The organism is Yinghuangia seranimata (genome assembly GCF_029953285.1).
In the GTDB taxonomy this organism is placed as follows: Bacteria; Actinomycetota; Actinomycetes; order Streptomycetales; family Streptomycetaceae; genus Yinghuangia; species Yinghuangia seranimata.
Window position 1 is genome coordinate 166183 of sequence record NZ_JASAOI010000022.1, and the last position, 26662, is coordinate 192844.

The 26662-nt window shown below is 72.1% G+C and carries 20 protein-coding genes and 2 pseudogenes; 13 read left to right on the top strand and 9 right to left on the bottom strand.

Annotation, left to right across the window (positions count from 1 at the left end; all coding sequences use genetic code 11):
- Window positions 1-63: 63 nt before the first annotated feature.
- Entirely contained in the window at window positions 64-708 is a 645-nt protein-coding gene (gene ybiA, locus QI554_RS15210; protein WP_425527983.1) for a riboflavin biosynthesis intermediates N-glycosidase, read from the bottom strand.
- 185 nt (window positions 709-893) lie between these two features.
- Between ybiA and dusB the strand changes: the two genes are divergently transcribed.
- From dusB to QI554_RS15225, 3 genes and pseudogenes are all read left to right on the top strand, one after another.
- A complete protein-coding gene (gene dusB / locus QI554_RS15215; RefSeq protein ID WP_281470339.1) occupies window positions 894-2075 on the top strand; it encodes a tRNA dihydrouridine synthase DusB in 1182 nt (393 codons plus the stop codon).
- Between the two features lie 192 nt (window positions 2076-2267).
- The gene (gene ppdK, locus QI554_RS15220; protein ID WP_281470272.1) at window positions 2268-5015 is read left to right on the top strand and encodes a pyruvate, phosphate dikinase; all 2748 of its coding nucleotides are present in this window, start codon (window positions 2268-2270) and stop codon (window positions 5013-5015) included.
- A 162-nt stretch (window positions 5016-5177) separates the two neighbouring features.
- Window positions 5178-5705: pseudogene (locus tag QI554_RS15225) on the top strand (TetR/AcrR family transcriptional regulator); the annotation flags it as partial.
- A gap of 297 nt (window positions 5706-6002) precedes the next feature.
- Here QI554_RS15225 and QI554_RS15230 read toward each other — a convergent pair.
- Window positions 6003-6629 (bottom strand): annotated as a pseudogene (locus QI554_RS15230) (peptidoglycan DD-metalloendopeptidase family protein); the annotation flags it as partial.
- Between the two features lie 274 nt (window positions 6630-6903).
- Between QI554_RS15230 and QI554_RS15235 the strand changes: the two are divergent.
- The 7 genes from QI554_RS15235 to rlmN all read left to right on the top strand — a co-directional run bounded on the left by QI554_RS15235 (window position 6904) and on the right by rlmN (window position 14699).
- Window positions 6904-8520, top strand: coding sequence for an endo-1,3-alpha-glucanase family glycosylhydrolase (locus tag QI554_RS15235; protein WP_281470275.1), 1617 nt, complete (start codon window positions 6904-6906; stop codon window positions 8518-8520).
- Between the two features lie 306 nt (window positions 8521-8826).
- Window positions 8827-9720: a 30S ribosomal protein S2 gene (gene rpsB, locus QI554_RS15240; protein WP_281470276.1), complete on the top strand. Its 894-nt coding sequence runs from the start codon at window positions 8827-8829 to the stop codon at window positions 9718-9720.
- Between the two features lie 158 nt (window positions 9721-9878).
- On the top strand, window positions 9879-10712 hold the full coding sequence (tsf, locus tag QI554_RS15245) for a translation elongation factor Ts (protein WP_281470278.1): 834 nt from the start codon (window positions 9879-9881) through the stop codon (window positions 10710-10712).
- Between the two features lie 185 nt (window positions 10713-10897).
- Entirely contained in the window at window positions 10898-11635 is a 738-nt protein-coding gene (pyrH, locus tag QI554_RS15250) for a UMP kinase (RefSeq protein ID WP_281470341.1), read from the top strand.
- A 36-nt stretch (window positions 11636-11671) separates the two neighbouring features.
- On the top strand, window positions 11672-12229 hold the full coding sequence (gene frr, locus QI554_RS15255) for a ribosome recycling factor (RefSeq protein ID WP_281470280.1): 558 nt from the start codon (window positions 11672-11674) through the stop codon (window positions 12227-12229).
- The gene (locus QI554_RS15260; protein WP_281470282.1) at window positions 12229-13455 is read left to right on the top strand and encodes a phosphatidate cytidylyltransferase; all 1227 of its coding nucleotides are present in this window, start codon (window positions 12229-12231) and stop codon (window positions 13453-13455) included. Before frr ends, QI554_RS15260 begins: the two co-directional genes overlap by 1 nt.
- 140 nt (window positions 13456-13595) lie before the next feature.
- Complete coding sequence (gene rlmN, locus QI554_RS15265) at window positions 13596-14699, top strand: dual-specificity RNA methyltransferase RlmN (RefSeq protein ID WP_281470284.1); 1104 nt, start codon at window positions 13596-13598, stop codon at window positions 14697-14699.
- Window positions 14700-15034: 335 nt separating this feature from the next.
- On the opposite strand, the gene QI554_RS15270 is transcribed toward rlmN, so the two are convergent.
- Together QI554_RS15270 and QI554_RS15275 are read right to left on the bottom strand one after the other, a co-directional pair.
- Window positions 15035-16363 carry a hypothetical protein gene (locus QI554_RS15270; RefSeq protein WP_281470286.1) on the bottom strand — a complete coding sequence of 443 codons (1329 nt, stop codon included), beginning with the start codon at window positions 16361-16363 and terminating at the stop codon, window positions 15035-15037.
- A gap of 18 nt (window positions 16364-16381) precedes the next feature.
- A complete protein-coding gene (locus QI554_RS15275; protein ID WP_281470288.1) occupies window positions 16382-17191 on the bottom strand; it encodes an ABC transporter ATP-binding protein in 810 nt (269 codons plus the stop codon).
- A 235-nt stretch (window positions 17192-17426) separates the two neighbouring features.
- On the opposite strand from QI554_RS15275, the gene QI554_RS15280 reads away from it, so the two are divergent.
- Window positions 17427-18245, top strand: a complete 819-nt coding sequence (locus tag QI554_RS15280) for a tyrosine-protein phosphatase (protein WP_281470290.1) — start codon at window positions 17427-17429, stop codon at window positions 18243-18245.
- A 9-nt stretch (window positions 18246-18254) separates the two neighbouring features.
- Here QI554_RS15280 and QI554_RS15285 read toward each other — a convergent pair whose 3' ends face one another.
- From QI554_RS15285 to QI554_RS15300, 4 genes are all read right to left on the bottom strand, one after another.
- Window positions 18255-19634: an NAD(P)/FAD-dependent oxidoreductase gene (locus tag QI554_RS15285; RefSeq protein ID WP_281470292.1), complete on the bottom strand. Its 1380-nt coding sequence runs from the start codon at window positions 19632-19634 to the stop codon at window positions 18255-18257.
- Window positions 19631-20293, bottom strand: a complete 663-nt coding sequence (locus tag QI554_RS15290) for a pyridoxamine 5'-phosphate oxidase family protein (protein ID WP_281470294.1) — start codon at window positions 20291-20293, stop codon at window positions 19631-19633. The genes QI554_RS15285 and QI554_RS15290 overlap by 4 nt, the downstream gene beginning before the upstream one ends.
- Window positions 20294-20441: 148 nt before the next feature.
- Complete coding sequence (locus QI554_RS15295) at window positions 20442-21824, bottom strand: aspartate aminotransferase family protein (protein ID WP_281470296.1); 1383 nt, start codon at window positions 21822-21824, stop codon at window positions 20442-20444.
- A complete protein-coding gene (locus tag QI554_RS15300) occupies window positions 21821-22312 on the bottom strand; it encodes an Lrp/AsnC family transcriptional regulator (protein WP_425527981.1) in 492 nt (163 codons plus the stop codon). The genes QI554_RS15295 and QI554_RS15300 overlap by 4 nt, the downstream gene beginning before the upstream one ends.
- A 239-nt stretch (window positions 22313-22551) precedes the next feature.
- Between QI554_RS15300 and QI554_RS15305 the strand changes: the two genes are divergently transcribed.
- Both QI554_RS15305 and QI554_RS15310 read left to right on the top strand, forming a co-directional pair.
- Window positions 22552-23988 (top strand): gamma-aminobutyraldehyde dehydrogenase, encoded by a 1437-nt coding sequence (locus QI554_RS15305; protein WP_281470300.1) that lies wholly within the window; start codon window positions 22552-22554, stop codon window positions 23986-23988.
- 211 nt (window positions 23989-24199) lie between these two features.
- Window positions 24200-25411 (top strand): polyamine ABC transporter substrate-binding protein, encoded by a 1212-nt coding sequence (locus QI554_RS15310; protein ID WP_281470302.1) that lies wholly within the window; start codon window positions 24200-24202, stop codon window positions 25409-25411.
- Here the strand turns inward: QI554_RS15310 and QI554_RS15315 are convergent.
- On the bottom strand, window positions 25398-26642 hold the full coding sequence (locus tag QI554_RS15315) for a cation:proton antiporter (protein WP_281470304.1): 1245 nt from the start codon (window positions 26640-26642) through the stop codon (window positions 25398-25400). The two genes, QI554_RS15310 and QI554_RS15315, sit on opposite strands and share 14 nt — an antisense overlap.
- Window positions 26643-26662: the final 20 nt, after the last annotated feature.

Sequence of the window (26662 nt, forward strand, 5' to 3'; positions counted from 1 at the left end):
CCGCCGGCCCCCGGCGCCGAACGCCCCACGCCCACCCCCCGTGGCGGCGTGGGGCGGACCCCCTCAGCGCCCCTCGGGAAGGTCCTCCGCCCGCAGCCGCGCCCGCGCCTCCATGAGCGCGAAACCCAGCAGGTTCAGGCCCCGCCACTGGTCCGGACGCGGCGCGCGCTCGTCCTGCGCCGCCAGCCCGATGCCCCAGATCCGGTCGAGCGGGCTCGCCTCCACCAACACGCGGCCGCCCGTGCCGAGCAGGAACGCGCGAAGCTCCGGGTGCTGCCCGAACTTGGCCACGTTGCCCGCCACCACGAGCTCGAACCGCGCGTCGCACCACGTGCGTTCGTCGAAACCGCGGACCTGGCGCCCGACCGCCTTGGCCGCCTTCGGATGCGGTGCGTCGACCGCCCGCCGCTCGGCGGCGGCGTCCCCGAACAGGCGGGCCTTGCCGGCCATCATCCAGTGCTCGGCGGTCGCATAGGTCACGCCGTCGACCGTGAACGGCGTCGGCGCCCACTGGCTCAGACACGCCGCCCCCACCCTGCCGTCCTCCGGTGCCTGGTGGCCCCAGAAGAACAGGTACTTCACCTTCCGCCCCGCCTCGACGAGCGCCCGCAGCGCGTCGGCGTCGCGCGGCTCGCCGTGCCGTGCGCCGGCCTGCTCCTCGACGCCCTCGTCGGCCGCCCCTGCGGCACCCACCCGCGCGGTTTCCATGCCCATGACCCGTCCCCGATGCGATCGTCCGTGCGGCTGCCCGGCTGACACGACCCATCGTGGCAGGGCTCACCGACCTCGCGCCAGGGGTTTTTCTCTATCTGAGAAAAACCGGGGCGGCGGGCGCCCGCCGCCGTAGGCGACAATGGGTGGATCCGCCCGCCGCCGAACCGGAGCAGACCGCCATGACCTCGTCCGCCACCACCACCGCCGGGAACCCGGCGACCGAGTTCGCCCCGCTGCGGCTGGGCGGGGTCGAGGTGTGGCCTCCCGTGGTCCTGGCGCCGATGGCCGGCATCACGAACGCGCCGTTCCGGACGCTGTGCCAGGAGCAGGCCGAACAGGCCACCGAGGCGCGCCCCGCCGGGCTCTACGTCAGCGAGATGATCACGACGCGCGCGCTGGTCGAGCGCGACGACAAGACGATGCGGCTCATCCGCTTCGCCGAGACCGAACGCCCGCGCAGCATCCAGCTCTACGGCGTCCACCCCGACGTCGTCGGCCGCGCCGTCGCGATGATCGTCGACGAGGACCTCGCCGACCACATCGACCTCAACTTCGGCTGCCCCGTCCCCAAGGTCACCCGCAAAGGCGGCGGCTCGGCACTGCCCTACAAGCGCAACCTGCTGCGCGACATCCTGCGCTCCGCGGTCAAGAACGCCCGCCACCTCCCGGTCACCATGAAGATGCGCAAGGGCATCGACGACGACCACCTCACCTACCTCGACGCCGGGCGCATCGCCCAGGACGAGGGCGTCACGTGGGTCGCGCTGCACGGCCGCACCGCGCAGCAGCACTACGGCGGCACCGCGGACTGGTCCTCCATCGCGCGCCTCAAGGAGGCCGTCGACATCCCGGTGCTCGGCAACGGCGACATCTGGGACGCCGACGACGCGCTGCGCATGCTCCGCGAGACCGGCTGCGACGGCGTCGTCGTCGGCCGCGGCTGCCTGGGACGACCGTGGCTCTTCCGCGATCTGGTCTCCGTCTTCGAGGGCAGCGACCGGCGCGCCCGCCCCGCGCTGCGCGAGGTCGCCGCCGTCATGCGCCGGCACGCCGAGCTGCTCGGCGGGTGGATGGGCGAGGAACGCGGCGTCACCGACTTCCGCAAGCACGTCGCCTGGTACACCAAGGGCTTCTCGGTCGGCTCCGAGATGCGCCGCGGCCTCGCCATGGTCGGCGACCTCGCCGAGCTCGACGCGCTGCTGGCCGGCCTCCACCTCGACCAGCCCTGGCCGACCGGCGCCGACGGCCCGCGCGGCCGCACCGCGGGCGGCAAGAAGGTCGTGCTGCCCGAAGGCTGGCTCGACGACCCCGAGTGCGCCCTCCCGCCGACCGACGCGGAACTCGACCACTCGGGCGGCTGAGCGGCTCCACGTGCCGACCCGCGCACGTGGCGTGATCCTGATACGAGGACCTTTCCGTACCGCACGGACGGGTACGCTCCCGGCCATCAGGGCAATTGGGCCGCGCGGACACCGCCGGTTCGAACAACGGGGCCTCCCTCGGCCCCGTCCAGGCGGTCACGCGGCTCTCCATCGTGCGCGAGGGGGAAACCCGTGCCGAACACGCCGAAATTCGTCTACGCCTTCTCCGAGGGCAACAAGGACCTCAAGGACCTGCTCGGGGGCAAGGGCGCCAACCTGGCCGAGATGGCCAACCTCGGGCTGCCGGTGCCGCCCGGCTTCACCATCACGACCGAGGCCTGCCGCGCCTACCTCGCCGAAGGCGCCGAACCCGCAGGGCTGCACGACGAGGTCCAGCGCCACCTGAGCGCCCTCGAGGAGGGCATGGGACGCCGCCTCGGCGACCCGGACGACCCGCTGCTGGTGTCCGTGCGCTCCGGCGCCGCGTTCTCGATGCCCGGGATGATGGACACCGTCCTCAACATCGGGCTGACCGACGCCTCCGTCGCCGGGCTCGCCGCCCAGGCCGACGACGAGCGCTTCGCGTGGGACTCGTACCGCAGGCTCATCCAGATGTTCGGCAAGACCGTCCTCGGCGTCGACGGGGACCTGTTCGAGGAGCGCCTCGACGCCGCCAAGCGGGCCAAGGGCGCCAGCTCCGACCTCGACCTGGACGCCGCCGACCTGCGCGCCCTCGTCGACGCCTACAAGGCCCTCGTCGCCAAGGAGGCCGGCCGCGACTTCCCGCAGGACCCGCGCGCCCAGCTCGACCTCGCCGTGCGCGCGGTCTTCGCCTCCTGGAACGGCGACCGGGCCCGGCTCTACCGCCGCCAGGAGCGGATCCCGGACAACCTCGGCACCGCCGTGAACATCGTCGCGATGGTGTTCGGCAACCTCGGCGCCGACTCCGGCACCGGCGTCGCCTTCACCCGCGACCCCGCCACCGGCAAACAGGGGGTCTACGGCGACTACCTCGCCAACGCGCAGGGGGAGGACGTCGTCGCCGGCATCCGCAACACCGTGCCGCTGGCCGAGCTCGAGCGGCTCGACAAGCCGTCCTACGACCGGCTGCTGGAGATCATGGAGATCCTCGAGGGCCACTACCGCGACCTGTGCGACATCGAGTTCACCATCGAACGCGGCGCCCTGTGGATGCTCCAGACCCGGGTCGGCAAGCGCACCGCCGAGGCCGCCTTCCGCATCGCCGCGCAGCTCGTCGACCAGGGCCTGATCGACGACGACGAGGCCCTGCGCCGGGTCTCGGGCGCGCAGCTCGCGCAGCTGATGTTCCCGCGCTTCGCCGCCGCGTCCGACGGTGCGGACGCGGACGCGCCCGAACCGGTCGCCGAGGGGATCGCCGCGTCCCCCGGCGCGGCGGTCGGCCGCGCGGTGTTCGACCAGGCCACCGCGGTCGCGTGGGCGGCCCGTGGCGACCGCGTCATCCTGGTGCGCCGGGAGACGAATCCGGACGATCTCGCCGGCATGGTCGCCGCCGAGGGCATCCTCACCAGCCGCGGCGGCAAGACCTCGCACGCCGCCGTCGTGGCCCGCGGCATGGGCAAGACCTGCGTGTGCGGGGCCGAGGCGCTGGCCGTCGACCCGCGCGGCAAGCGGTTCACCGCACGGGACGGCGTCGTCGTCGAGGAGGGCGACGTCATCTCCGTCGACGGCACCAACGGCAAGGTCTACCTCGGCGAGGTCCCCGTGGTGCCCTCCCCGGTCGTCGACTACTTCGAGGGCCGCGCGACGCCCGACGGCGAGGGACAGGACGGGCTGCTGACCGCCGTCGACCGCATCGTCGGGCACGCCGACCGCGTGCGGCGGCTGCGCGTCCGCGCCAACGCCGACACCGGCGAGGACGCCGCCCGAGCCCGCAGGTTCGGCGCGCAGGGCATCGGCCTGCTGCGCACCGAGCACATGTTCCTCGGCGAGCGGCGCAAGCACGTCGAGCGGCTCGTCCTCGCCGACACCGACGACTCGCGCGCGGCCGCGCTGGAAGCGCTGCTGCCGTTGCAGCGCCAGGACTTCGCCGAGGTGCTCGCCGCGATGGACGGCCTGCCGGTCACCATCCGGCTGCTCGACCCGCCGCTGCACGAGTTCCTGCCCGACCTGACCGAGCTGTCGGTCAAGGTCGCGCTCGCCGACGAGCGCGGCACCGGGTCGGACGAGGACCGCGCGCTGCTGGACGCCGTGCGCCGGCTGCACGAGCAGAACCCGATGCTCGGCCTGCGCGGGGTCCGCCTCGGCCTGGTCGTCCCCGGACTGTTCGCCATGCAGGTCCGCGCGATCGCCGAGGCCGCCGCCGACCGGCTGCGCGCGGGCGGCGCGCCGCACCCCGAGATCATGGTCCCGCTGGTGGGCGGCGTCCAGGAGCTGGAGATCGTCCGCGACGAGGCGCTGCGGGTGCTCGCGGAGGTCGGCGCGGAGCACGGTGTCCCGCTCGACCTCCCGATCGGCACCATGATCGAGCTGCCGCGCGCCGCGCTGACCGCCGGGCAGATCGCCGGCTCCGCCGAGTTCTTCTCCTTCGGCACCAACGACCTCACGCAGACCACGTGGGGGTTCTCCCGCGACGACGTCGAGGCGTCGTTCTTCGCGGCCTACCTGGACGCGGGCGTCTTCGGCGTCTCGCCGTTCGAGTCCCTCGACCGGGACGGGGTCGGCCGCCTCGTCGCGCTCGCCGCCGCCGAGGGCCGCGCCACCCGCCCCGGCCTGGGCCTCGGGGTGTGCGGCGAGCACGGCGGCGACCCCGACTCGGTGCGGTTCTTCCACGACACCGGGCTCGACTACGTCTCGTGCTCGCCGTTCCGGCTCCCCGTCGCCCGACTCGAGGCCGGCCGCGCCGCCGTGCTCGACGGCCGCGCGCACGGCACGGGCGGAGGCACCGCCGACACCCGCTGACGGGGACTTCGCACGGGATCGCTGCGGGGCGCCTTCCGGGGACTCCCCGGCGGGTTCGTCGCACGTCGATGGCGCGGGCGCCCTTGAAACCCGGCCGTGTCGACGCTCTACAGTGATCCCGTGCCGAAGATACGAGCAGCCTCCGTCGCCGAGCACCGCGCCATGCAGCACGCCGCCCTGCTCGACGCCGCCCGCGCCCTGCTGGACGAGGGCGGATTCGCCGCACTGACCTTCCCCGCACTCGCCGAGCGCACCGGGCTCGCCCGGTCCTCGGTCTACGAGTACTTCCGCTCGCGGGCCGCGGTCGTCGAGGAACTGTGCGCCGTCGACCTGCCGGCCTGGGTCGCCGAGGTCGAGAACGCCATGGCCGCCGTCGAGGACCCGGCCGGCAAGATCGCGGCGTACGTCCACCGCCAGCTGGAGCTGGTCGGCGACCGCACGCACCGCGTGGTCGTGGCGATCTCGACCGGCGAGCTGGACGCGGGCGCGCGCGAGCGCATCCGCGCGGCGCACGGGCGCATCGTCGAACTCGTCGTCAGCGCGCTGGCCGACCTCGGCCACCCGGACCCGATGCTGGTCGCCTCGCTCGTGCAGGGCATGGTCGACGCGGCGGTGCGCCGGATCGAGTGCGGGGCGGACGGCCGCGAGGTGACCGCCGCGACGCTGGGCCTGGTCCTCGGCGGCGTTGCCGAGGTGCGGCTGCCCGAGCCCGCGCCGGAGCCCGCCGACGAAGCCGGCGAGCCCGCCGTGGACCAGCCGGCCGACGAGCTGTCGCCCACGGCGTAGCACCTGCCCGGGGAAGGGCCGTCGAGGCCCGGCGTGCCTGGGCGCGCGCCGTCGGCCCGCGCCTCCTGAGCGCGCGGCCGAGGGCAGCGGCCCGAACGGCGGGTACAACCGGACGCCTCCGCCCAGCAGTCGCAGCGGGTCGCGGTAGTGCGGCGGCCCGTGTGCGGCCGCGCCGGTGGGCCCCTCGACGAGCCCCCAGTGCAGACACACCTCGGCGCAGTGCCGAACCCCCTCCGCGACGGTGCCGAGCGGATCCCCGGCGGCGACCCGCGCGCCGGCCGCGACGGACGCCGTCACGGGCTCGTAGGTGGTCGACAGCAACCCGTGCCGGACCGTCACCACGCCCTGTCCGGCGATCACCCCGGCGAACGCGACGACGCCCGCCCCGGCCGCGCGCACCTGCTGCCCGGGCGCCGCCGCGAGGTCCACTCCGCGGTGCCCCGCGAGCCAGTCGAAGGCCGGCGGCGCGAACCGCCGCAGCACCGCCGGGCGCGGATCGAGCGGCCACACCCAGCGCGCCCCCACCGACACCAGCGGTGCCGCACGCGGCGGCCCGCCCGTGGGCAGCACGTGCGCGGCGGCCAGCGCCGGCAGCCCGGCCCCGGCGGCCAGCACACCGCACGCCGTGACGGCGCCGATCGCGGTGGTCCGGCGCGAGCGCGCGCGTTCACTCATCCGGGTGGACTCCGGATCGGGCTCGGGATCGGGCCCGGGATCGGACTCGGGATCGCGCCCGGGACCGGACCAGGGGCAGGAACCGTCGCGGCCGGGGAGCGCGGGTTCGACAGGGGGCTCGGAGTCGGACGGGGTGCGGGATTCGTGCGTCATGCCGTCGAGGATGCGCCGATTTCCGCACAACGTCCGATCGTCCGCCGAAATCTGGGGAGAAACGGTTTCCCTGCTCGAGTTCTGTGGATAAGTCGGGATCCCCGCACGGCCCTTCGGCTAATGTCTTCCGCCCGCCGCGCCTGAATCACCCGCGGTCGCGCAGCCTGGATATCCGCGGCGCGCATTTCCCGCCTAAATTCATGGGCTTCCCGCATTGGCCACGATGAACGGGGGCGCCATGCTCATCGGAACAGCCCGTGCCCGGCACCGCCGCGTGAGAACGGCAGCCGCCGCTCTCACGCTCACCGCGTTACTCGCGGCGGTGACCGGCTGCGACCCGGACAAGCCGCCGCCCGCCGGCGGCACCGCAAAGCCGTCCACATCGGCGCCGTCCGGCCCGACCACCACCAAACCCGGCGGCGGATCCGCGACCGGCACGCCAGGCACACCGACCGGCCCGGGCACACCCACCACGCCGGGCACCCCCACCGCGACCGCGACGGCGCCCGGCACACCGGAAGGAGCCACCGCGGGGCTGCCGTTCGCGCTGCCGTCGACCGCCGCGCTGCGCTCATCGCCGCACAAGGTGTTCGCGCACTACTTCACGCCGTACCCGGTCTCGCTCGACAACGCCGCACCCGCGGACGACTACTACGCCCGCAACTACCTCAACCCGGCGGGCGAAGGCGGCAGGCACCAGGCCTACGGCGGCCTGCTGCGCGACCGCCCGCTGCCGCGCGCCCCGCTCTCCGGGGACTGGGAGCTGCAGGACATGGAATCGGAGGTCCGCACCGCGGTCTCGGCCGGCATCGACGGGTTCACCGTCGACCTGCTCGACCTCACGCCCGGCAGCCAGCACCGCAAGCGCGTCGACGCGCTGGTGAAGGCCGCCGAACGGGTCGACCCGGGCTTCCGCGTGATCCTCATGCCCGACATGACCGCCGGCAAGATCAAGGGCCTGGACGCCGCGGGCCTCGCCGCCGCGCTCGCCCCGCTCGCCGGCTCCCCGGCGATGCAGCGGCTCGACGACGGCCGGCTGGTCGTCTCGCCGTTCAAGGCCGAGGAGCGTCCGGCCGCGTGGTGGGCGGACTTCGCGGCCGCGATGGAACGCCAAGGCCGCAAGACCGCGTTGGTCCCGGTGTTCCTGAACCTCAACGCCAACGCGCAGGCCTTCGCGCAGGTCAGCTACGGCTTCTCGGTCTGGGGCAACCGCAGCCCCAACGCCCAGGGCGGCATCGGCGGCGACGCCGCCAAGGCGCACGGCATGGGCAAGATCTGGATGCAGCCGGTGTCGGTCCAGGACGAACGGCCGAACCAGGCGATATTCGACGAGGCCGGCAACACCGAGAATCTGCGCGCGACCTGGGAGGGTGCGATCGGTAAAGGCGCCGACTGGGTGCAGCTGACCACGTGGAACGACTATTCAGAGGGCACGCAATTCGCGCCCTCCGTCCACAATGGCCGCGTCTATCTCGACATTTCCACGTACTACGCGACGTGGTTCAAGACGGGCGGCCGCCCGGTGATCACCCGCGACACCGTTTATGTGACCCACCGGCTGCAATTCGCCGGAACCCGGCCCGCCGCGGCCGGGCAGCAGCAGTTCATGGCGCCGAGGCCGGGGACGCTGGCACCGCGTGACACGGTCGAGGCGCTGGCGTTCCTCACCGGCCCCGCGACGGTCCGGGTCCAGTCGGGAGGCCAGGCCAAGGACAACCAGGCCCCGGCGGGGGTGAGCGCCTACCTGGTGCCGCTCGCGTACGGTGCCCAGAGTGCCGCCGTCACACGCGGCGGCACCTCCGTCGCCGCGGTCACGACCACGTTCGAGGTCCGCGCCGATCCGCGCACCCAGGACCTCCAGTACGTGGCCGCGGGCAGCGCCCGCCGCTAGCCGCGGGGTCCCGCACGGGCCCGGTGACCGGTGGTTGGCCCCCTGGTCGCCGGGTCCCGTACACTTCCGACAGCGACCTGGACCTCCAGGTCGACTTCGCACGCCCACCGACGGATCCTCCGGCGCATCGCCGGTCACCTTGTGACCAGCGGAAATGTCGACGTCGGGTCCGGTGGGACACCTCTCGGTCCGGGTGCACGTCTCCCGGCGCGGTGTCAGGGGCGTCAGGCGCGTCGGCACCCGTCGGCGCGGACAACCGAGCAGGCCCCGGGCACGTTCGCGGGGCGTACCACGAGGAGTACGGCCATGGCCGTCGTCACGATGCGGGAGCTGCTGGAGAGCGGCGTCCACTTCGGGCACCAGACCCGCCGTTGGAACCCGAAGATGAAGCGCTTCATCTTCACGGAGCGCAACGGCATCTACATCATCGACCTCATCCAGTCGCTGGGTTACATCGACCGGGCTTACGAGTTCGTCAAGGAGACCGTGGCGCACGGCGGCACCGTCCTCTTCGTCGGCACGAAGAAGCAGGCCCAGGAGGCCATCGCCGAGCAGGCGACCCGCGTCGGGATGCCCTACGTCAACCAGCGCTGGCTGGGCGGCATGCTCACCAACTTCTCGACGGTCTACAAGCGCCTCCAGCGCCTGAAGGAGCTCGAGGAGATCGACTTCGACGACGTGGCCGGCTCGGGCATGACGAAGAAGGAACTCCTCGTCCTCAAGCGCGAGAAGGACAAGCTCGACAAGACCCTCGGCGGTATCCGCGACATGCAGCGCGTGCCGTCCGCGGTGTGGATCGTCGACACCAAGAAGGAGCACATCGGCGTCGGTGAGGCGCGGAAGCTCAACATCCCGGTCGTCGCGATCCTCGACACCAACTGCGACCCGGACGAGGTCGACTACAAGATCCCGGGCAACGACGACGCGATCCGCTCCGTCACCCTGCTGACCCGCGTCATCGCCGACGCCGTCGCCGAGGGCCTGATGGCCCGTGCCGGTGGCGCCGCCGCCGACACGAAGGGCGCCGAGGTCGCCGCCGGCGAGCCGCTCGCCGAGTGGGAGCTGCAGCAGCTCCAGGGCGAGAAGAAGGCCGAGGACGAGGCGCCCGCCGCCGAGGCCCCCGCGGCCGAGGCCGCGACCGAGGCCGAGGTCCAGGAGACCGCCGAGACCGAGACGGTCGTCGAGTCCGAGCAGTCCTGACGCCGTAATGCGGGGGGTACGCCGGGAATCCGCGCGTACCCCTCGCGTTCGTGCGAGCGGCGCCGAGCGCTCTGCGACCCAGGGCGCGGCCCGCGCCGCCCGCGCGGAACACCCGAAGACCACACCGCGAGACTTCACGCGAGAAGAAGAGAACTGACATGGCGAACTTCACCGCCGCGGACGTCAAGAAGCTCCGCGAGCTCACCGCCGCCGGCATGATGGACTGCAAGAAGGCCCTCGAAGAGGCGAACGGCGACCTGGACAAGGCCGTCGAGATCCTGCGCGTCAAGGGCCAGAAGGGCGTCACCAAGCGCGAGGGCCGCTCGGCCTCCAACGGCGCCGTCGTGGCGGTCCTGAACGGCACCTCGGCCGGTGTGCTCCTCGAGCTCAAGTGCGAGACGGACTTCGTCGCGAAGGGCGACAAGTTCATCGCCGTCGCCAACGCGATCGCCGAGCACGTCGCCAAGACCTCCCCGGCGGACCTCGAGGCCCTGCTGGCGAGCGAGATCGAGGCCGGCAAGACCGTCCAGGCCTACGTCGACGAGGCCAACGCGACGCTCGGCGAGAAGATCGTCCTCGACCGCTTCGCGCAGTTCGCCGACGGCTACGTCGCCGCCTACCTGCACAAGACCAGCCCGGACCTGCCCCCGCAGGTCGGCGTGCTCGTCGAGCTCTCCGGCGAGAACGCCGAGGTCGCCAAGGACGTCGCGCAGCACATCGCCGCGTTCTCCCCGACCTACCTGACCCGCGAAGAGGTCCCGGCCGAGCTCGTCGAGAACGAGCGCAAGGTCGCCGAGGCCACCGCGCGCGAGGAGGGCAAGCCGGAGGCCGCCCTCTCGAAGATCGTCGAGGGCCGCGTCACGGGCTTCTACAAGGAGAACGTCGTCCTGGAGCAGGCGTTCGCCAAGGACCAGAAGAAGTCGGTCCAGAAGATCCTCGACGAGGCCGGCGTGTCGCTCAAGCGCTTCGCCCGCTTCCGCGTCGGCGTCTGACGCTCGCACCTTCTGAGCGTCGCCTGATACATCTGCATCACCAGCGGTGAAGAGGCGTCCTGGGCCGGAGAACCCGAGCCCCGGACGCCGGGAACGACGAGGAGGCCACTTCCGTGGAGGGACCCGTGCAGGAAACCGAAACGGCGGGGGCCTCTTCGTCGTCGCAGTCCGCCCAGGGGTCGGCCGTGCTGCCGGACAACGCGGAGGCCTACAAGCGCCGGGTGCTGCTGAAGCTCTCGGGCGAGGCGTTCGCGGGCGGCGGCGGCCTCGGGGTCGACCCGGACGTCGTGCAGGGCATCGCCCGCCAGATCGCCGAGGTGGTCCGGCTGGGCACGCAGGTCGCGATCGTCATCGGCGGCGGCAACTTCTTCCGCGGCGCCGAGCTGCAGGTGCGCGGCATGGACCGGGCCCGCTCGGATTACATGGGCATGCTCGGCACCGTCATGAACTGCCTGGCGCTGCAGGACTTCCTGGAGAAGCTCGGCGTCGAGACGCGCGTGCAGACGGCGATCACGATGGGCCAGGTCGCCGAGCCCTACATTCCGCGGCGCGCCGTGCGGCACCTGGAGAAGGGCCGCGTGGTGATCTTCGGTGCGGGTATGGGCATGCCGTACTTCTCGACCGACACCACCGCCGCACAGCGGGCCCTGGAGATCGACGCGTCCGCCATCCTGATGGCCAAGGGCGTGGACGGCGTCTACGACTCCGACCCGAAGACCAACCCCGACGCGGTCAAGTTCGACAGCTTGGACCACGCCGAGGTGCTCGCCCGCGAGCTGAAGGTCGCCGACGCCACGGCCATCAGCCTGTGCATGGACAACCGACTGCCGATCGTCGTGTTCAACCTGCTGGTCGAGGGCAACATCGCCCGCGCCGTGCGGGGTGAGAAGATCGGCACTCTGATCAGCCGTACCAACGGCTGATCCACGGCGACACCGGACCGGGACAGGAGCCGAGACGTGATCGATGAGACCCTCCTCGAGGCCGAGGAGAAGATGGAGAAGGCCGTCGCGGTCGCCAAGGATGACTTCGCGGCGATCCGTACCGGACGCGCGACTCCGGCGATGTTCAACAAGATCGTGGTGGACTACTACGGCGCGATGACGCCGGTGAACCAGCTCGCCTCGTTCGCCGTGCCCGAGCCCCGCATGGTGCTGATCACGCCGTTCGACAAGGGCTCCACCAACGCCATCGTCAAGGCCGTCCGCGACTCGGACCTGGGTGTGAACCCGACCGACGACGGCAAGGTGATCCGCGTCGTCTTCCCGCAGCTGACTGAGGAGCGCCGAAAGGAGTTCATCAAGGTCGCGCGCGGCAAGGCCGAGGACTCGCGCATCTCGATCCGCAGCGTGCGCCGCAAGGCGAAGGAGACGCTCGACAAGCTCGTCAAGGACGGCGAGTCGGGCGAGGACGACGTGCGCCGTGCGGAGAAGGAGCTCGACGACCTCACCCACCGCTACGTCGTGCAGGTGGACGAGCTGCTGAAGCACAAGGAAGCCGAGCTGCTCGAGGTCTGATGAACAACTCTCCCTGGGGCGGCGCAGCGGAGCCGGACCACCGCTCCGGCACCGGCCCGTTCGAACCGTACGACCCGTGGGCGGGCCAGGCCGTGCAGGCCCCGGCCCCCTACGGCACGCAGGATGCGGACGCGCTGCGCACCCAGGTGATCCCGGCGATGCCCGCCGAACCGGCGGGCACGACCTGCCCGGACGGCGGACCGGCCGACGACCACGGCTGGTCCGACGGCCACGGCCTCGCTTCCACCCAGGCGCAGCAGCACCCGGACTCCGCGGACGGGGTACACCTTCACGATGAGAGCCGTACGCACGACGACGCTTACGCGGGACACCGCGCGCCGGAGTCGACGGCGACCGCGGCCGCCCCGGCGGCGACCGCGGTGACCGGGCAGGAGAAGCCGGCCAAGAAGAGCCGCGCGGGCCGCAACCTGCCGGCCGCGATCGGTGTCGCGCTCGCGCTCGGCGGCGTGATCGTGGGGTCGCTGCTGACCGTGCCGGTGGTCTTCGTCGGCATCGTGCTGGCCGCGGTGCTGGTCGGCCTGTGGGAGTTCTCCGGCGCGCTGGCGCGCGGCCACGAGGGACAGCGCTCGGTGCGGCTGCCGATCGTGCCGCTTGCGGTGGGCTCGGTCGCGATGCTGATCGCGGCGTACGAGCGCGGCCCCGAGGGGCTGGGCATCGCCACCGCGCTGACCGCGCTCGCGGTGATGGTCTGGCGGATGACCGAGGGTCCCGAGGACTACCTGCGGGACATGGCGACCGGTGTGTTCGCCGCCTTCTACCTGCCGTTCCTGGCCGGTTTCGCGGTGCTGATGCTGGCGGACGACGACGGCGCCAAGCGGGTGCTGACGTTCATGATCGTCGTGGTGTGCAGCGACACCGGGGCCTACGCGGCCGGCGTGCTGCTGGGCAAGCACAAGATGGCGCCGAAGATCAGCCCGGGGAAGACCTGGGAGGGCTTCGCGGGCGCGGTGCTGACCTGCGCGGTCGCGGGCGCGCTGTGCCTGACGCTGCTGCTGGACGGACAGTGGTGGCAGGGCGCGCTGCTCGGCGCGGTGGTCGCGGCGACGGCGGCGCTGGGCGACCTCGTCGAGTCCATGATCAAGCGCGACCTGGGCGTCAAGGACATGGGAGACCTGCTGCCGGGGCACGGCGGGCTGATGGACCGGCTCGACTCGCTGCTGGCGTCGGCTCCCGCGGTGTGGCTGCTGCTGGAAGCTTTCGTCTGAGCCGCGCGACGCGGAAGCGGCGCGCGACCGAGGCGACGGAGCCCGGCCGACCCGAGGGGCGGCCGGGCTTCCGCACGTCCGGGCCCCGATCCGCGCGGGTGTACAGGGCACCCGTGCGGACCTGAGACACTGGATGCATCATGCCCAAGCCTGGAGAGCTCACTTTCGTCGCCCCGCGCCGCGCCAAGCCGCCGCGCCACCTCGCCGACCTGTCGCCCGCCGAGCGCCGTGAGGCGGTCGCCGCCCTCGGCGAGAAGCCGTTCCGGGCCGGCCAGCTGTCGCGCCACTACTTCGCGCGGCTCGCCGACGACCCCGCGCAGTGGACGGACATGCCGGCCGCGCTCCGCGAGCGCCTGGCCGGCGAGCTCATGCCGGACCTGATGACGTCGGTGCGGGACATCTCCTGCGACGGCGGCGCGACCCGCAAGACGCTGTGGAAGCTCTTCGACGGAACGCTCGTCGAGTCGGTCCTCATGCGCTACCCCGACCGCGCCACCATCTGCGTCTCCTCGCAGGCCGGCTGCGGTATGAACTGCCCGTTCTGCGCGACCGGCCAGGCGGGGCTCACCCGGAACCTGTCGACCGCCGAGATCGTCGAGCAGATCGTCGCGGGCGCCCGGGCGCTGCAGCGCGGCGAGGTCCCGGGCGGTCCCGGGCGGGTCAGCAACATCGTCTTCATGGGCATGGGCGAGCCGCTGGCCAACTACAAGGCGGTCATCGGCGCGGTGCGCCGCATCACCGACGCGGCCCCCGACGGCCTCGGGATCTCCCAGCGGTCCGTGACGATGTCGACGGTCGGCCTGGTGCCCGCCATCGACAAGCTGACCGACGAGGGCCTGAACGTCACGCTCGCGGTGTCGCTGCACGCGCCCGACGACGAGCTGCGCGACACCCTGGTGCCGGTCAACACCCGCTGGCCGGTGCGCGAGGTGCTGGACGCGGCGTGGCGGTACGAGGCCAGGACCGGCCGCCGCGTGTCGATCGAGTACGCGCTGATCAAGGACATCAACGACCACGCGTGGCGGGCCGACCTGCTGGGCAAGCGGCTGCGGCACCACAACGCGCACGTCAACCTGATCCCGCTCAACCCGACCCCGGGTTCGAAGTGGACCGCGTCGACGCAGCAGCGGCAGGACGAGTTCGTGCGGCTGCTCGAGGCACACGGAGTGCCGGTGACGGTGCGCGACACCCGGGGCCGGGACATCGACGGCGCCTGCGGTCAGCTGGCGGCGGCCGAGGTCTGAGCCCTCGCGGGTTCGCGGGCCCGGGGCTTTCGCGGCCAACCGCCCGGACGCTTACTTCGCCCTTAGGTCGAATGCGCGACAGTTGAGTCAGTGCCGAGGCCGGCAGGCGTCCGATACCCCCGTACGGGCGCCCGAGGCGGCGGTACGACCAGGCCGCCCGCAGGCAGGCGGGCCGGCCCGGCGGAGAAGCGTCCCGGGGCAGTGCGTGGCCCCCGGAGGCGAAAACACGCCCGGGCCGTCGCGGAAGGGGACGCCGCGACGGTCCGGCTGTGTTTCCCGGGGTTCTCGCGTTTCCCGGACTGCTCGGGGTCCTCGGGGCTTCTCGGGTTTCGCGGTCAGCCGCTCGGCGGCGGGACCGCAGGCGTCGGCCGCCCCCAGCCGTGGACGCCGTCGCGCGCGAGGCGCCGGGACACCGGCACCATCGCCAGCGCCACCGCCGCCGCGAGGGTCACCGCGAAGGTCACCCCCGCCGACACCGCCCGTGCCGACACCGGCAGCGCCGGCCGGTCGCCGCCGAACTCGAGCGGCCACGTCGCCACCACCCCGGCCACAGCGGCGCCACCCCACGCGACCGCGAGCGGCAGCAGCACACCCAGCACCCGCGTCAGCCGGTCGACCGACGCGTCGGCGCCCAGTGTGTGCATGGCACGGGCCGCGTCCTTGCGCTCCCGCGCGGTCTCCACGAGCACGGCGAGCAGGCCGGCCGCCCCGCACACGGTCGCGGCGGTCACGACGGCCAGCAGCGGAAGGTCGCCCGCGGCCGCGCCGGGCACGGTGGTGCGCAGCGTGCGCGAGGTCACGAGCAGCGTCGTGGTCATCGCGAGCAGGCCGAGCGGCGCGGTGAGCGCGGTCGTGTCGGCTTCCACGCGGCGTGCCGCGCACAGCAGCGCGGGCTGCCGGGTCCGCACGGCCACCGCGCCCGAGACCTGGCGGACCAGCCACGGCACCGACAGGGCGGTGCCGGCCACCACGAGCACGTAGCCGCCGGCGGCGAACGGATGGACGGAACCCAGGTCGCCCGGCAGCCGCACCGGCCCGGCGAGCACGTCGGGCAGCAGTTCGGACGTCAGACCCGCCGCCAGGAGCACCGGGCCCGCCGCGCCGAGCGTGACCGTGCGCGCGGGGCGCGGAACAGCGGGGGCACGGGTCGCTTCGGGAAGCGCCAGGGTGGACGCGACCATGGTCGCGATCGGCACCACCCCGAGCACGAACGCCAGTCCGAGCACGGGGATTTCGCCGCCGACCGCGAGCATGTCGCGGATCACGCCGCCGCCCGGAACGCCGCGCTCGAACACGGCGCGGGCGATCAAGTGCGCCTGCAGTCCGGCGACCGCGCCGAGTGAGCCGGCCAACCCGGCCTCGGTGGCCGCGAGTTGGCGGACCTGTTCGGGCTCGGAGTTGGGGCCGACGAGCAGTTCGGTCCGCGCCGCCCGGGCCGAGGCGGTCAGTCGCGAACCGACCGCGGTCAGCTGCGCGGTGACGGCCAGCACGAGCAGCCCGGCGAACAGCGGCCGCACCATGCCGTGCGTGTCGGCCGCCGACGCGTACGCCATGACGCACAGCAGGAGCACGGTGCCGACCGCCGCCACGCACGCGGTGCCGAACACCCTGATGTGGTCAGCGGGCCGACCGCCGCGCAGATTGCCGAGCACGATCCGGATCACATGGCCCTCCGGCCGTCGTCAGGCGTCGGTGCGCGCCGGGGCGGTGCGTCCGTCGCGGAGTTCGAGCTGCCGGTCGGCGTGCGCCGCGACCCGCGGGTCGTCGGTCGCCAGCACGAGCGCGATGCCGTGCGAGCGGGACGCGGTGACCAGGATGCGCATGAGGTGGTCCAGCTCGGCGGACTCCAGGCCGAGCGCGGGCTCGTCCGCGAACACCACGTCGGGGCGCACCACCAGGGCGCGGGCGACGGCGGCGCGGCGCAGCAGTGCGGTGGACAGCTCACGGGGGCATCGGTCGGCCTGGTCGAGGACGTCGAGCCGGCCCATCCAGTGCCGGGCGGCGGCGAACGCGGTGTCCCGGGAGGAGGGTTCGAGCAGCAGCGGCAGCGCGACGTTCTCCAGCACGGTCAGTTCGGGCATGAGCCGGGCGCGGCCGTCCATCATGCCGAAGTGCGTGCGGCGCAGTTCCGCGCGGGCACGGTCGCCGAGGGTGTGCAGCGGGCGGCTGTTGAACCACACCTGGCCGGCGTCGGGCGCGAGGACGCCGGACAGGACCGCCAGCAGGGCGGTCTTGCCGGCCCCGGGCGCGCCGGTGACCGCGAAGGTCTCGTCCGCCCGCACGCCGACCGACAGTCGGCGCAGGATGGTCACGGGGCCGCGGGTGACCGTGACGTCTTGGGCGCGGAGGACGTCGTTGTCGGGATTGCGGGTACCGTCCTCGGCGACCGCGAAACCGGTGGCCGTGGTGTGCGGTACGGGCTCGTCGGAAGCCGCCGACCGGGTCGACCGTGCCGAGCGAGGCGACAGGGCCGACCGGGGAGAAAGAGCCATATTTCGTTACCTCCGGGACAGGACTGTCCGCCCCTGACCCGTCCAGTGCAACGAGCCGCGCCGTTGAGAGGGCACGGCCGGGTGCCCGACTGCTCCGGCCGGGTGGGGGACTGGGCCACCCGGGGACGGCGCGAGGCCCTTACGGATGACGCTGGCCAGTGCCGCCCGCTCCGGCGATGATGGGCCGTCGGGGCCCGATCGGGCCGGGGGCGCGGGGGAGGACGGGGAAGCACCGATGCACGAGATCGCCTGGCTCGAACTGCCGGACCAGCTGAACGCACGGGACGTGGGCGGGCTGCCGGTCGCGGGCGGCGGCACGACCCGGTCGGGCGTCCTGATGCGCTGCGAGACACCGGACCTGCTGACCGACGAGGGCGTGGCGCGCCTGTCCGGTGTCTACGGGGTGCGGCACGTGTTCGACCTGCGGTCGCAGGGCGAGGGCCTGCCGGTGGTGCCGTGGGACGGCGTCACCCGGCACCGCATGCCGCTCCTCGGCCGGCGCGCGGGTGCCGCGCAGGACGCGGAGGCCCGTGGCGTCGGCGACATCTCCGCCGGTGAGGTCGACGTGCTGGGCGACGACACCGACCTGGACCTGGCCGACGTCGACGTGCGCGGCGCGGGCCGGCTCTACCTGGGCATGGCCGAGCGCGGCAAGGACGCGTTCGTGCAGGCGCTGCGGCTGCTGACAGCCGACGGCGCCGCGCCGACGCTCGTGCACTGCACGGCCGGCAAGGACCGCACGGGGGTGCTGGTCGCCCTGCTGCTGGCGGTCGTGGACACCCACCGCCAGGCGATCGTCGACGACTACGCGGCCACCCGCATCCACCTGCGCGAGATGTTCCGGCGCATCGACCGGATCCCGGCCCAGCCGCGTCTCAAGCCGGGCACACCGGCCGCCGCGGCGCTGCGCGACGCGGCTCCCGAGTCGATGGAGGCGTTCCTCGACGCGGTCGCGGAGCGCTACGGCGGCGCCTCCGAGTTCTTCGTGAAGGCCGGTGCGCGCCCGGAGTGGATCGAGCGCTGGCGGGAGCGCTTCGTCGCCGACGTCGCCTGACGCCGCGGCTCAGTGCCCGAGGAACCGCCCGAACGCCTTCGCGAGCCGGGAGTCCTTGCCGGTGCGCTGCTCCTCGCCGTCGGCCGCGGTCATGACGCGCAGGCCGACGTTGGTGCCGATCCAGCGCAGCGGCTCGGGCTCCCAGCGCGGCGAGCGGTGCTGCACCCACGGCAGTCGGGTCAGCTCGGTGTACTGGTCGCGGACCAGGTCGGCGAGCGTGCGCCCGGCGAGGTTCGTGGTGCCGACGCCGTCGCCGACGTAGCCGCCCGCCCAGGCCAGCCTGCGTCCACGGTCGATGCCGCAGCTCGCGTACCAGTCGCGCGAGACGCCGAGTGCGCCGCCCCACGTGTGGGTGATCTCGGCGTCCGCGGTCTGCGGGAACAGCTGCCGGAGCACCGACTTGAGCTCGGCGAACACCCGCTCGTCCCGGTCGTACTCGGGCCGGACGCGTGAGCCGAAGTGGTACGGAGCGCCGCGGCCGCCGAACGCGAGGCGGCCGTCCTCGGTGCGCTGCCCGTAGATGATCAGGTGGCGCAGGTCGGAGAACGTCTCGCGCTCGGCGAGCCCGATCTCGTCCCACACCTCCTGGGGCAGCGGCTCGGTGGCGATCATGAGCGAGTACACGGGCACGATGTCCCGGGTGAAGCCGGGCAGCTCGGGGGTGTAGCCCTCGGTCGCGCGGACCACGACCTCGGCACGCACGGTGCCGTGCGGGGTGACCGCCGCGCCGTCGTCGATCAGGGTGACGGGGGTGCCCTCGTAGATCGTCACGCCGCGCCGCTCGACGGCCTCGGCGAGCCCGCGGGCGAGCTTGGCGGGCTGGATGGCCGCGCAGTGCGGGGTGTAGACGCCGCCGAGCACGTCGGTGGCGCCCACGCGGGCGCGGGCCTCGTCGGCGTCGAGGTAGCGGACGTCCTCCTTGCCGAAGCCCCACGAGCGCTCGTCCTCGACCATCGCCCACGCGCGCCGGGTCTGGACGTGTGTGCGGGCGAGCATGACGGTGCCGCCCTTGGTGAAGCCGCAGTCGATGCCCTCGGCCGCCACGACGCGGCCGACCTCGTCGACGGTGGCGTTCATGGCGCGCTGCTGGGCGACGGCGCGTTCGCGGGTGCTGCCGCGCGCGACCTTGGCGAGGCTGGCGGGGAACAGCGACGAGCACCAGCCGCCGTTGCGTCCGGACGCGCCGAAGCCGGCGACCTCGCGCTCCAGCACGGCGATGCGCAGCGACGGGTCGGCCTCGGCGAGGTAGTAGGCGGTCCACAGGCGCGTGTAGCCGGCGCCGACGATCGCGACGTCGACGTCGAGGTCCCCGGCGAGCGCGGGGCGGGGGGTGACGTCCTCGCCGAGCGTGTCGAACCAGAGGGACAGGTCACGGTAGGCGGCACTCACCGGCGCCACGCCCTCACGTACTCGGGAACCGGCAGGTCGAAGCGGAGGTCCGGGGCCGGGACCGCGTCGTAGTAGGTCTCGCCGAGCGGGACGGTGCCGGCCCAGACCGGGGTGTCGAGGTCGTCCTCGTCGTCGGTCGGGTGGTTCGCGGACACCTTGACGGACGTCTCGTCGAGCGGCAGCGCGAGCACGAGCGTCGCGGCCAGCTCCTTCTTCTTGTGCGGGCGCAGGTCGGCGCGGCGCCCGGGCAGCAGGTGGTCGGTGAGCAGGTCGAGCGCGGCGGCCTTGGCGTCGCCCTCGACCACCTCGCATATCCCGAAGACCATCGCGCTGCGGTAGTTCATGGACGACTCGAACGCCGAACGGGCGACCACGAGGCCGTCCAGGAGCGTGACCGTGAGGCACGTCGGGGCGCCCGCGGCGAGGGCGCGGAACAGGCGGCTGCCGGTGGAGCCGTGGATGAGGACGCGGTCGCCGTCGCGCGCGTACGCGACGGGCAGGACGTACGGGCGGCCCTGGTCGTCCGAGACGGCGACGTGCCCGACGAGCCCGGCGTCGAGCACGCGGTGCAGGACGTCGCGCTCGGACACCGCCTTCTCGGGGAGGCGGCGTACGCGGGTGCGGTCGGTGGAGCCGGGTGCGAGTGGTGCCGTGGCCAACGTCCTGTTCCTCCTGTGGAAAACCCGCGGATCGTGCTGTCGCACAACCGCGAATGTGCCGTCGACGCGCACAGGGGCGGCGCGTCGACGGCACATTCGCTGAGGGTTCGTCAGTGTTGCTGGGGGGTCCCGGTCACCCGGGGGCGGATCAGAGCTTCGTCCACGCCTCGGTGAGGACGGCGCGCAGGATCTGCTCGATCTCGTCGAACGTACCCTGGTCCGCGATCAGCGGCGGGGAAAGCTGGATGACCGGGTCGCCGCGGTCGTCGGCACGGCAGTACAGGCCGTTGTCGAAGAGCGCCTTCGACAGGAAGCCGTAGAGCACGCGCTCGATCTCGTCGTCGTTGAAGGTCTCCTTGGAGGCCTTGTCCTTGACGAGCTCGATGCCGTAGAAGTACCCGTTGCCGCGGACGTCGCCGACGATCGGCAGGTCGAGCAGCTTCTGCAGGGTCGCGAGGAACTTGCCCTCGTTGTCGAGGACGTGCTTGTTGAGGCCCTCCTGGTCGAAGATGTCCAGGTTGGCGAGCGCGACCGCCGACGAGACCGGGTGGCCGCCGAAGGTGTAGCCGTGGAGGAACATCTCCTCGCCCTTGTAGAAGGGCTCGGCGAGCTTGTCGGAGACGATCATCGCGCCGATCGGGGAGTAGCCCGAGGTCATGCCCTTGGCGCAGGTGATGATGTCCGGCACGTAGCCGAACTTCTCGCAGCCGAACATGGTGCCCAGGCGGCCGAACGCGCAGATGACCTCGTCCGAGACCATGAGGACGTCGTACTTGTCGCAGATCTCGCGGACCCGCTGGAAGTACCCGGGCGGCGGCGGGAAGCAGCCGCCGGCGTTCTGCACGGGCTCGACGAACACCGCGGCGACGGTCTCGGGGCCCTCGTTGAGGATCTGGACCTCGATCTGGTCCGCGGCCCAGCGGCCGAAGGCCTCCGGGGTCTGGTCGGCCAGGAAGGCCGGCGCGCGGTAGATGTTGGTGTTCGGCACCCGGAAGGTCGACGGGACCAGCGGCTCGTACGGGGCCTTCAGGCCCGGCAGGCCGGTGATCGACAGGGCGCCCTGCGGCGTGCCGTGGTAAGCCGTGGTGCGGGAGAGCACCTTGTGCTTGGTCGGCATGCCCTTGAGCTTGAAGTAGTGCTTGGCCAGCTTCCACGCCGACTCGACGGCCTCGCCGCCGCCGGTGGTGAAGAAGACCTTGTTCAGGTCGCCCGGCGCGTAGTTCGCGAGGCGCTCGGCCAGCTCGATGGCCTTCGGGTGGGCGTAGCTCCACACCGGGAAGAACGCGAGCTCCTCGGCCTGCTTGCGCGCGACCTCGGCGAGCTCCTTGCGGCCGTGGCCGGCCTGTACGACGAACAGTCCGGCAAGGCCGTCGATGTACTTGCGTCCGTTGGCGTCCCAGATGTTGACGCCTTCACCGCGCACGATCGTGGGAACGGGCGCGTTCTCGTACGACGACATGCGGGTGAAGTGCATCCACAGGTGGTCGTACGCCTTCTTCGACAAAGCGGCGGTGTCGAACTGTTCGGTCATCGGGTACCCCATGTGTAGGTCTGCTTCCGGAGCTTGAGGTAGACGAAGCTCTCGGTGCTCCGTACTCCGGGGATCGCTCGGATCCTCTTGTTGATGATCGCGAGCATGTGGTCGTCGTCCTCGCAGACGAGCTCGGCGATCAGGTCGAACGAGCCCGCCGTGATGACGACGTAGGCCACCTCGTCCATCGTCGCAAGGATGTCCGCGACCGGCTCGATATCGCCTTCGACGCGCATGCCGACCATGGCCTGGCGGTGGAAACCCACCGTCAGGGGATCGGTCACGGCGACGATCTGCATGACGCCCTGGTCGAGCAGGCGCTGTACGCGTTGGCGCACCGCCGCTTCGGACAGGCCCACGGCCTTCCCGATGGCGGCGTACGAGCGGCGTCCGTCCTCCTGGAGCTGCTCGATGATCGCCATGGACACGGAGTCCAGCGATCCGCCCGGGTTCCTGTCTCGACTGGCCACGTCGTCACTCTGCCTCATGAGTCGGGTCTTTCGCAAGGGAATCCGTTGACTTTCGTCTTGGTGACAACTGATTCAGTTGTCCTGTCGGGTTCAGGCTGATGATCCCGGCAGGTATGGGGTTACGCTTGGGACGGTGACGGCAGGGTCCCTGCTCACCGGCGGAAGGTTCACCCGGATACCGCAACGTCCCGGCATCCTCCCGCGTGGCCAGGGACGGCGTACGACCACTTAGAGGAAAGCCAGAGGAGACTGGGGACATGAGCGATCTGCGGACCCTGCGTAATTTCATCGACGGCAAGTTCGTCGACGCGGCCGACGGCCGGACGATGGACGTGATCGACCCGTCCACCGGCGAGGTGTACGCCACCGCCCCCCTCTCCGGCGCGGCGGACGTCGACGCGGCCATGAGCGCGGCCGCCACCGCGTTCGAGACGTGGAGCGAGACCACGCCCTCCGAGCGCCAGCGCGCGCTGCTGAAGATCGCCGACGCCTTCGAGGCGCGTGCGGACGACCTGGTGGCCGCCGAGTGTCGCAACACCGGCAAGCCCCTCGGCCTGACGGCCTCGGAGGAGATCCCCCCGATGGTCGATCAGATCCGCTTCTTCGCGGGCGCCGCGCGCCTGCTGGAGGGCAAGTCCGCCGGCGAGTACATGGCGGGCCACACCTCGTTCGTACGCCGCGAGCCGGTCGGCGTGTGCGCGCAGGTCACCCCCTGGAACTACCCGATGATGATGGCGGTGTGGAAGTTCGCGCCGGCCATCGCCGCGGGCAACACCGTCGTCCTCAAGCCGTCCGACACCACCCCGGAGTCGACGGTCCTGATGGCCGAGATCATGGGCGAGATCCTCCCGCCCGGTGTGTTCAACGTCGTCACCGGCGACCGCGACACCGGCGCGCAGATGGTCGCGCACAAGACCCCGGCCATGGCGTCGATCACCGGCTCGGTGCGGGCCGGCATGGCGGTCGCCGAGTCGGCGGCCAAGGACCTCAAGCGCGTCCACCTGGAGCTGGGCGGCAAGGCCCCGGTCGTGGTGTTCGAGGACGCCGACATCGCGTCGGCCGCCGAGGGCATCGCCGGCGCCGGCTACTTCAACGCCGGCCAGGACTGCACCGCGGCCACCCGCGTGCTGGTGCACGAGAGCATCCACGACGAGTTCGTCGCCGCCCTCGCCGCCAACGCGAACGGCTTCACGACCGGCGGCCCGGACGTCGAGGACGCCTACTACGGCCCGATCAACAACGCCAACCAGCTCGCCCACGTGGCCGGCTTCATCGAGCGCCTGCCGGCCCACGCCAAGGTCGAGGCGGGCGGCCACCGGGTCGGCGCGAAGGGCTACTTCTACGCCCCGACCGTCGTCTCCGGGCTGAAGCAGGAGGACGAGATCATCCAGAAGGAGGTCTTCGGCCCGGTCATCACCGTGCAGAAGTTCTCCGACGAGGCCGAGGCGCTCGACAACGCCAACGGCGTCGAGTACGCGCTCGCGTCCTCGGTGTGGACCAAGGACCACGCCCGCGCGATGCGGATGTCGAAGAAGCTCGACTTCGGCTGTGTGTGGATCAACACGCACATCCCGCTCGTCGCCGAGATGCCGCACGGCGGCTTCAAGCACTCCGGCTACGGCAAGGACCTGTCCGTCTACGGGTTCGAGGACTACACGCGCATCAAGCACGTGATGTCCTTCATCGAGGGCTGACCAGCGCAGCTTTGCCGCCCGGGCCGCACGGCCCGGCCGCGCCGACCGACGCCGCCCCCGCCGCACGCGGGGGCGGCGTCGTCGTTTCCGGGGCGCTCGGCAGCCTGTCAAGCCCTCCGGCCCACGCCTGACACCGTGCTCGTTGTCGGCGGTGCGAGGCGGGCGCGAGGATGCACGAGGTCCACAGCACGTCAGAACGAGGAGCCACCGCATGATCCGCAACCGAGCCGTGCCCACCTCGCGGATCGGCGGCCGGAACATCGGCAGGCGAACGGTTCTCCGCGGCGGCGGCGCCCTCGCGGCGGCCGGCGCGCTCAGCGCGTGCGGCGTGCCCTCCGCGTTCGTGCCCGAGGACGAGCGCACCGGCGTCGACAAGAGCGAGTCGGACAAGCGCGTGCGGTTCTCCAACTGGGCGCTCTACATCGACGTCGACGAAGACGACGCCGAGAAGCACCCCACCCTCGACGAGTTCACCGAGGCCACCGGCATCGACGTGAAGTACACCGAGGAGATCAACGACAACGACGAGTTCTTCGGCAAGATCCACCCCGCGATCCAGGCGGGCAAGGAGCCGGGCCGCGACCTCATCGTCATCTCCGACTGGATGTGCACGCGCTTCGTCGGCCTCGGCTGGGTGCAGAAGCTCGACAAGGCCAACCTGCCCAACGTGCAGGCCAACCTCGCCGAGACGCTGCGCAGCCCCGGCTACGACCCGCAGCGCGACCACACCGTGCCGTGGGCGAGCGGTATCACCGGCATCGCCTACAACAAGAAGCTGGTCGGCCGGGAGATCAAGAACGTCGCCGACCTGTGGGCCAAGGACCTCGCCGGCCGCGTCACGCTGTTCTCCGGCTTCATGGAGGCCGTCACGCTGCTGATGATCGGCGAGGGCTCCGACGTCACCAAGTTCACGGAGAAGGACGTGGACAAGGTGATGGAGCGGGTCCAGAAGCTCGTCGACAAAAAGCACATCCGCAGCTTCACCGGCAACGACTACACGTCCGGCCTGGCGTCCGGCGACGTGCTCGCGTGCATGGCGTACTCGGGCGACGTGCTGCAACTGCAGCTCGACAACCCCGACATCGAGTTCGTCGTCCCCGAAGAGGGCGCCGAGCTGTGGTCGGAGAACCTCATGGTGCCGAACAGGGCGTCGCACAAGGCGAACGCCGAGGCGCTCATGAACTTCTACTACGACCCCCAGATCGCCGCCGAGCTCGCCGCGTCCGTCCAGTACATCTGCCCGGTCCCGGCCGCGCGCGAGATCCTCGCCAAGAACGAGGACAAGGACATCGCGGAACTCGCCGAGAACGAGCTGATGTTCCCCAGCGCCGAGACGCAGGCTCGGCTGCACACCATGCGCGAGGTCGGCGTCGACGAGAGCCGTGGCTGGGAGAAGACCTGGGGCGGCATCATCGGCCTTTGAGGACCTGCTCCTCGTCGTCGCCCGGCGGGAGGTCGTCGGCAGCGCCGAAGTCCTCCGGCCGGGACGTCCGGCCGCGCAGCGCCAGCTGCGGGAACACCAGCACCGAGAGCATGCCCGCGCCCACCAGCACGGCCGCTGACGAGCTCTTCAGGTAGCCGTTGTCGACGGCGATGTTCGTGATCACCACGACCAGCGGCAGCCCGGTCGACGCGAACAACGCCAGCTCCTTCGCGTACGGGGCCACCGCGCCGCGGCGCGTCAGCAGGTACGTCGGGACGCCCCGCACCACCAGGAACAGCACCAGGAACAGCGGGATGAACCCGAACAGGACCGGCCGGTCGAGCAGCGCCTGAAGGTCGAAGCGCACCCCGCTCATCACGAAGAACACCGGCACGAACAACCCGAAGCCGATCGCGTCCAGCTTCGCCGAGATCGTCTCCACGAGGTCGCGCGGCGCGTCGTTGAGGGACAGCCGCATGGCCAGCCCGGCGGTGAACGCGCCCAGCAGGTTGTCCAGTTCGAGTTCGTCCGCGAACCACACCAGCAAGATCGTCAGCAGCAGCGCCAGCCGCACCGCGAGCTGCCCGCTGGAGTGCAGCGTGCGCACCACCAGCCGGTCCAGCCAGCGCGGATTCGGCTTGACGGCGAGCCACAGGCACGCGCCGGCCAGCACCGCGAAGACGGCCAGCGCCACCACCGTGGCCCCCGGGTGCCGGCCGCTCAGCAGTAGAGCGATCGCCACGATCGGGGCGAACTCCCCGACCGTCCCGATCGCCATGATCTGGCCGCCCATGCGGGTCGGCAGGATCCCCGAGTCGCGCACGATCGGCAGGATCGTGCCGAGCGCCGTGGTGGTCAGCGCGAGGCCGACGGACAACGCCGTCATCGTCCCGCCGGCCGGGTACCCGACCGCCATGCCCGCGCCGAGCCCGAGCGCCAGCGAAGCGAACCAGCCCACCGTCGCGCCGCGCAGCGGATCGCCCTTGATACGCGGCACGTCGACCTCGTAGCCGGCCAGGAACATCAGCATCACCAGACCGAAGTTCGACAGCTCGGTCGTCAGCTGGTCGTCCGTGGTGAGCCAGGCGAACACGGCGGGCCCCGCGAGCACGCCCAGCAGAATTTCGACGACCACCGTCGGCACCCGCACCCAGCGCCCGAGCCCGGCCGTGACGATGGGCGCCAGCGCGACCATGACCACCACGACGACCAGTGACTCGATGCTGCTCAACCGGACCTCCAGCCGTCGGG

Coding starts and splice junctions, on each gene's coding strand:
- QI554_RS15275 (WP_281470288.1), bottom strand. CDS start 17,191: ATGGCTCTTTCTCCCCGGTCGGCCCTGTCGCCTCGCTCGGCACGGTCG.
- QI554_RS15310 (WP_281470302.1), top strand. CDS start 24,200: ATGATCCGCAACCGAGCCGTGCCCACCTCGCGGATCGGCGGCCGGAAC.
- QI554_RS15295 (WP_281470296.1), bottom strand. CDS start 21,824: ATGACCGAACAGTTCGACACCGCCGCTTTGTCGAAGAAGGCGTACGAC.
- ybiA (WP_425527983.1), bottom strand. CDS start 708: ATGGAAACCGCGCGGGTGGGTGCCGCAGGGGCGGCCGACGAGGGCGTC.
- dusB (WP_281470339.1), top strand. CDS start 894: ATGACCTCGTCCGCCACCACCACCGCCGGGAACCCGGCGACCGAGTTC.
- QI554_RS15300 (WP_425527981.1), bottom strand. CDS start 22,312: ATGAGGCAGAGTGACGACGTGGCCAGTCGAGACAGGAACCCGGGCGGA.
- QI554_RS15280 (WP_281470290.1), top strand. CDS start 17,427: ATGCACGAGATCGCCTGGCTCGAACTGCCGGACCAGCTGAACGCACGG.
- tsf (WP_281470278.1), top strand. CDS start 9,879: ATGGCGAACTTCACCGCCGCGGACGTCAAGAAGCTCCGCGAGCTCACC.
- QI554_RS15260 (WP_281470282.1), top strand. CDS start 12,229: ATGAACAACTCTCCCTGGGGCGGCGCAGCGGAGCCGGACCACCGCTCC.
- rlmN (WP_281470284.1), top strand. CDS start 13,596: ATGCCCAAGCCTGGAGAGCTCACTTTCGTCGCCCCGCGCCGCGCCAAG.
- rpsB (WP_281470276.1), top strand. CDS start 8,827: ATGGCCGTCGTCACGATGCGGGAGCTGCTGGAGAGCGGCGTCCACTTC.
- QI554_RS15305 (WP_281470300.1), top strand. CDS start 22,552: ATGAGCGATCTGCGGACCCTGCGTAATTTCATCGACGGCAAGTTCGTC.